Origin of the sequence: Bradyrhizobium sp. (assembly GCF_035570375.1) — a bacterium.
Taxonomy (GTDB): Bacteria; Pseudomonadota; Alphaproteobacteria; order Rhizobiales; family Xanthobacteraceae; genus Bradyrhizobium.
The window spans coordinates 1-5,647 of record NZ_DATMLW010000099.1; the positions used below are offsets into that span (position 1 = coordinate 1).

7 protein-coding genes are annotated in these 5,647 nt (G+C 59.7%); 1 reads left to right on the plus strand and 6 read right to left on the minus strand.

Annotation, left to right across the window (positions count from 1 at the left end; all coding sequences use genetic code 11):
- Nucleotides 1-421, plus strand: a 421-nt coding sequence (locus VNX23_RS11005; RefSeq protein WP_325629919.1) for an ABC transporter substrate binding protein, incomplete at its 5' end; no start/stop codon positions are given.
- Between the two features lie 150 nt (nt 422-571).
- On the opposite strand, the gene VNX23_RS11010 is transcribed toward VNX23_RS11005, so the two are convergent.
- The 6 genes from VNX23_RS11010 to VNX23_RS11035 form a co-directional block, all read right to left on the minus strand.
- Complete coding sequence (locus VNX23_RS11010) at nt 572-1,564, minus strand: ABC transporter substrate-binding protein (protein ID WP_325629921.1); 993 nt, start codon at nt 1,562-1,564, stop codon at nt 572-574.
- 234 nt (nt 1,565-1,798) lie between these two features.
- The gene (locus VNX23_RS11015) at nt 1,799-2,782 is read right to left on the minus strand and encodes an ABC transporter substrate-binding protein (protein ID WP_325629922.1); all 984 of its coding nucleotides are present in this window, start codon (nt 2,780-2,782) and stop codon (nt 1,799-1,801) included.
- An 843-nt stretch (nt 2,783-3,625) separates the two neighbouring features.
- Complete coding sequence (locus VNX23_RS11020; RefSeq protein WP_325629923.1) at nt 3,626-3,826, minus strand: hypothetical protein; 201 nt, start codon at nt 3,824-3,826, stop codon at nt 3,626-3,628.
- A gap of 206 nt (nt 3,827-4,032) precedes the next feature.
- A complete protein-coding gene (locus tag VNX23_RS11025; protein ID WP_325629924.1) occupies nt 4,033-4,401 on the minus strand; it encodes a DUF427 domain-containing protein in 369 nt (122 codons plus the stop codon).
- Between the two features lie 58 nt (nt 4,402-4,459).
- A complete protein-coding gene (locus VNX23_RS11030) occupies nt 4,460-5,317 on the minus strand; it encodes an alpha/beta hydrolase (RefSeq protein ID WP_325629927.1) in 858 nt (285 codons plus the stop codon).
- Between the two features lie 59 nt (nt 5,318-5,376).
- Nucleotides 5,377-5,647: heme-binding protein (locus VNX23_RS11035; protein ID WP_325629929.1), on the minus strand; the 271-nt coding region annotated here is incomplete at its 5' end.

A 5,647-nucleotide genomic window follows, 5' to 3' on the forward strand; every position in this document is an offset into this window, starting at 1 on the left:
CACAATCATGGGGCTGCAAATCCAGATATTCGAGGCTACGACAATCGGCGAGATCGATGCGGCCTTTGCCAGCCTTGCGCGCGAGCGTCCCGACGCCCTCTTCGTCGGTGGCGACTCGTTCTTTAACAGCCGCGCCGTTCAATTTGCCATCTTGACTGCGGCGAACAAAATTCCGGCGACTTATTCGCAGCGTGAGTATGTCGTGGCCGGCGGGCTGATGAGCTACGGAAGCGACTACGCGGAGACATTTCATCAGGTCGGCGTCTATACCGGCCGCATACTCAAGGGCGCGAGGCCGTCCGAGCTGCCGGTGTTGCAATCGACCAAGTTCGAGTTTTTCATCAATTTGCAAACGGCACGAACGCTCGGCATCGAGGTGCCGCCGGCAGTGCTTTCCATCGCCGATGAGGTAATTGAATGAAGAGCCAGATGTCCAGCTTCGGGTCAAATTCGGAAGTTCAGGTCCGCTCATGCCTCAACAGCGGACGCGCGGCGACTGCGGCGACACATCTGTTTGGGGTCAGTTCCGGACTCACGCAGCGCAGCAAATACCACACACGGCTGTAAGGGTTTACTCGATCACTTCATCGGCGCGGGCGAGCAGAGAGGTCGGCAGTTCGAGGCCGAGCGCCTTGGCGGTCTTGAGATTGATCACAAGCTCATACTTGGTGGGCGCCTGCACCGGCAGATCGGCCGGCTTCTCGCCCTTGAGGATGCGATCCACGTAGCCGGCAGCCCGCCGGTACTGATCGGTGATATCAGCCCCATAGGAGATCAGCCCTCCGTCGGCGACAAAAACTCGCCGGTAATAGACCGCAGGCAGTCTGTGTCGGGCCGCCAGCGAAATGATCAGTTCGCGATGGAACACCGATAACGCACTCGCGGTCAAAATCAGGCCGCCATTCGATGTGCCTGCAAAGGCCGTAACGGCACGCTCGATTTCGGATTTGTCTCGCACGTTGACAGGGCTCACCTCCACGCCGACTGACCGTGCCACGGACTGAATGACTGCAAACTGCCCGATCCCGGCGGTTATCGCAGGGTCTCGAAGAACCGCCGCGCGCGTCACGTTTGGCGCGATCTGCTTCAGAAGCTCTAGCCACTTCGCGCTCAAATCGTATTCGAATAGCATAAGGCCGGTTATGTTGCTGCCCGGTCTCGACAGGCTATCGACGAAGCCGGAGCCAACCGGATCGACAACAAGCGCAAAAACGATCGGTACGGTGCGAGTTGCCCAGGCCAAAGCCTCCACAGCAGAGGTGCCGGAAGCGAAGATTACGTCCGGGCCGAGCGACACTAATTCCGCCGCATCGGTACGGGTTTTGTCGGCGTCGGCCCCACTTAAGCGGTAATCGATGCGCACGTTGCGGCCGTCGCTCCAGCCTAATTGCTCCAATGTTTGCGCGAAGGCCGCGATGTTCATTTGGACGTCCGGATCGCCCGCAGTCGCGGCCCTGAGCACGCCGATCCGGCGCATCTTGTCGGTCTGCAGCGCGCGCGCCGTAAGCGGCGAGGCAACCACCGCACCGCCGCCGAGCAGCGTAATGAACTCCCGCCGTCTCATTGGCTTCCTCAAGGCTCAGGAAGACATCGTACCGGCTCAAACTAGCACACTGGAAGGGGCCGAGTGTGAGTTCTGGCGGAGGACTGATGTCGCAGTTGGGTCATTCGCGACCAAATTAGCCGGCTTTGCCTCCCAGTCGACGTCCGCTTCTCTCCAAAAGCGACCGAAGTTCTGACTTGCAGCCAAATGACGCGATGGGCCAATTTCCCACTCATGCACCGGCAACAAAAGAAGCTACTCGATCACCTCGTCGGCGCGACCCAACAGAGCAATCGGAAAGGCAAGGCCGAGCGACTTGGCGGTCTTGAGATTGATGACCAATTCGGTGTTCGTTGATTGCTGAACCGGCAGGTCGGCGGGTTTCTCGCCGTTGAGAATACGGCCGACATAATGGCCAGCGACACGATAGGCATCGGTAACGTTGGCCCCATAGCTCATCAACCCACCAGCCACTACAGCTTCGCGCCATGGGTAGACCGTAGGAATCGAGTAGCGTGTCGCCAGCCCAACGAGCTGATCACGACGACTGAAGAAGAACGCATTGGCACCAATCACAAGCCCGCCCAATTGCATTTGGGATAAGGAGGTAAAAACCGTCTCGATCTCGCCTTCCGTGCGCGCATGCAAGATACGGACTCGCAGACCGAGGGTGCTTGCCGCCATCTCCACGTCGTTCGACTGCAAGACGGTAGTTGCGAGATCAGGGTTGATGAGGGCGGCAATAACAGTCGCCCGGGGTCGCAGGGTATGCAGCGCCTCCAGCTCCTTAGGCCCCAGAGTGTTAATAAGAAAGCTCACTCCCGTTATGTTTCCGCCCGGCCTGCTGAGGCTGGCCACAAGTCCAACTTCGATAGGATCAACGCCACTCGCAAACACAATCGGGATTTTTGACGTGGCTGCTGCTTTGGCTGCGAGAGCAGGTTCCGGTCCCCCGCCCGCAAAGATGAGAGATACCTGACGGCGCACAAGATCGGCCGCCAGTTCTGGCAGCCGCTCAAGTCGACCTTCGGCCCAGCGCAATTCAATCGATACATTCTGGCCCTCTGCATAGCCGGCTTCGCTCAGGCTCTTCCGAAACGCGGCCATCATTGGCGCGTATCCTTCTTGTGCTCCGCCGTGCAAGAATCCCACTACGGGCATCGGTGCCTGCTGGGCGTGCGCCGCCACCGACAACACGGCCGCGCCGCCGATCACGCCGAGAAATTCGCGCCGCCTCATATCCTCGACCCACTCATAGTCTCGGCGCGATTATAGCACTGTTGCGGAGGCGCGAGCGGCTTCGGCCAATCGTGACGGCCCATGTCCGTTGAGGGTCAATCGCGTCACCTTGACCCCACGCGGCTCACTTCTGGTCTTCCCTGGTTAGCGGACATCGCAGGCCATTCCGGCTGTCGGTTTCGTGCCAAAGCCGGAAATCTTTAGCCGCCATCGCGTTTGCCGTCGGCGGCTTTCGTCCGTCGCAACGTGGCAAGCGGCGCAGCCCTGCTCGGAAGAGGCGGCAGATCGCCGACGAGATTCGATAGTTGAACAGCAACCGCGCGAAGTCGGGAATTCGCTTCTCGCAGCAACTTTAGGTCATCCGTTACCCGACGCTGCGGGTCTGAAACGCTCGCGAGCTCCTCAAGCATCGATGTCAGAACATCGACGAATTCGTCAGGTGACGGTACCATGGGCAAGTTCCCCAATTTGGACGAGCGCCGGTCCTGCCTAAGCAGCGGTGTTGATTGAGTCGCGGGCAAATTTGAGTCCAAAATGGGATCGAACGCCGAACGGATGTGCCGTCTGTGTGGCGACGACCCAATAGCGAGAAACGAATGGTGCCAGCCAGCCTGGGACGCGATGTCTCAGTTGGGTCATTCGCGACTGAGTCAGTCGGTCCTGCCTGCCATTTGATGTCCGCTTCCTACCGAAAGCGACCGAGGGCGGCTTTGCAGCGAAATGACGCGATGGGCCATAAGCGGTCATGCCTTAGCGCTCGCTACCACCATAAATGCCGCGAACCTTAGGTTGTCCTCAGTTCCTGTTTGCACCGCCGCTTCGCGCGCCTCCGCTCCGTCGCCATCAAGATCGATCGGCGAAACTGTCGCCGAACATCGGCAGACCGCGCTTTGAGTCCGCGCGAGCCCCCTCATCCTGGAGCACATCCCAGTGCTCGGCCAACACCCCGTCCGCGATGCGCACGATGTCGGCGGCTATCCAGTTTCTCGGCAGTCCGGTGCCGGAGAAGCGACCGTGGACAATCACGAAATCGCCTTCGGCCACGATCACTCCCGGCTCTTATTTGAGGGACGCGGGACTGGCCTTGATGAGGTTGAAGAGACCTTCGCGACCCGGATGTGGGCGCTGTGCTGGATGTAGTTCGGCGACCAATATCGCGCGGCCGCCTCAGTGTATTGAATGCTTCGAGGACAAGCGTTTTGTTCCTTTTTTTGTTCGACGCCATCTCTCATGCTCCTTCCTCTCGCCGGTTAACTTATCTCGTCAACCCGGTCCGGGTAGAAGGCGACGTAATCCTTGATCTGCGCCATCGCTTCAAATGGGGCCTCATAAGTCCACACCGCGTTGCATGAACGTTCACCGCCAGCGGGAATGCTGTAGTAGGAAGCGTCGCCCTTGTAGGGGCAATACGAGGTGTGTTCGCTGCGCGCCAGCGCGGCCATATCGACGTGCCGACGGGGGATATACTGAACGGGCGGATACGACGCCTCGCGAAGTGTCAACGCAGCGCTTGTGTCGGCGATGATTTTTCCGCCGACCTTGACCACGACGCGAGACGGGTTCGCTTCGATCGAAATCGGGTGGTCCGGCCCCGGAATCTTCACTGGCTTGTCAGTCATGACTTGTCTCCGTGTTGGCAGGTGCAGGTGGTCACTATCGCGCTCTCTTAATATGTGCTCATGGCGTTTGTTCTTCGGACAAGAACAGAGACACATGCCGAACGAACCGGTCGGGATATTGATACAGTGAGCCGTGACCGGCGTCCGGATAGAGGATCAGCTGTGCATTCGGGAGATGCCGCTGCAGAATTGAGGAGTTCACCGAATAGATGATCACGTCGTTGTCGCCATTGACGACCAGCGTTGGCTGGCGGATCGATTTCAGATATTCGAACGGCTTCTCCCGCGGCGTGCCCCATTTGGTGATGGCTTCGATCTGTGTGGGCGCAACTTTTTCGTCGACCTCGGGATCGCGGTTCTGGGCGCGCAGGCGGAAGCGCTTGAGGAACTCACGGCCTGCAGCCTGACTTTTCTCGGACCGCGTGAAGTGGACCCGAAGCCAAAGATGATCGCGGTCGTCATAAGTGGCGCCGAAGATTTCCTGCGCCTCCGGCGTGAGGGTCGCCATGCCTTCGCCGCTGCGCGGGCCGGTGCCGACCAGGACCAGGCGCCTCACGAGGTCGGGCGCCTGGAGAGTGATCTCCTGCGCGACAAAGCCGCCGATCGAAAATCCGAGCACATCGACCTTCGATAGTCCAAGCGCCTTGATAAAAGAGACCGCGTTCGTCCCCATTTGTTCACAGGAGGTCGGAACCTCCCCGGAGCTGCTGGAGACGCCACCGTTGTTGAACAGGATCACCTCCCGCGTCGTTGCGAGGCCATCCGTCACCGCCGGATCCCAATGGTCCATCGTTCCCGTGAAGTGCTGGTTGAAAACGAGCGGCACCCCGCCCGACTTCCCAAAGCGGCGATAGGCGAAGCGGATGCCGTTGGCCTCAGCGAACTGTGTTGGCGCGGTCTGGTGGGTGTGAGTCATTTCTTGACGCGGATGAACCATTTCTGGACGGGTATGAATCACCATGGTCTGAGCTCCAATTATTCGTCCCGCATCGCATCGGGCACGAGCGCAAGGGCTGCTTTCGCGCAATCGACGTCGTGCTGCACCGTGGGGGCCCCGCTCACCCCGATAGCCCCGACGACTTCTCCGCCCACCTTGATGGGAAACCCTCCTCCGTACGCCGCCACACGCGCAAGCGTGGGGATCCCAGCCAGAAGCGACGGGTCGCGCTGGATGAAGTTGAAAAAGTCCTGCGTGGAGACGCCGAACAGAGCCGTGTACGCCTTGTTCTGGGCAATCTCGATGGAA

Bases quoted from the DNA above. Each gene is read 5' to 3' on its own strand.
- VNX23_RS11010 (WP_325629921.1), bottom strand. From the start codon at position 1,564: ATGAGACGGCGGGAGTTCATTACGCTGCTCGGCGGCGGTGCGGTGGTT.
- VNX23_RS11015 (WP_325629922.1), bottom strand. From the start codon at position 2,782: ATGAGGCGGCGCGAATTTCTCGGCGTGATCGGCGGCGCGGCCGTGTTG.
- VNX23_RS11025 (WP_325629924.1), bottom strand. From the start codon at position 4,401: ATGACTGACAAGCCAGTGAAGATTCCGGGGCCGGACCACCCGATTTCG.
- VNX23_RS11030 (WP_325629927.1), bottom strand. From the start codon at position 5,317: ATGACTCACACCCACCAGACCGCGCCAACACAGTTCGCTGAGGCCAAC.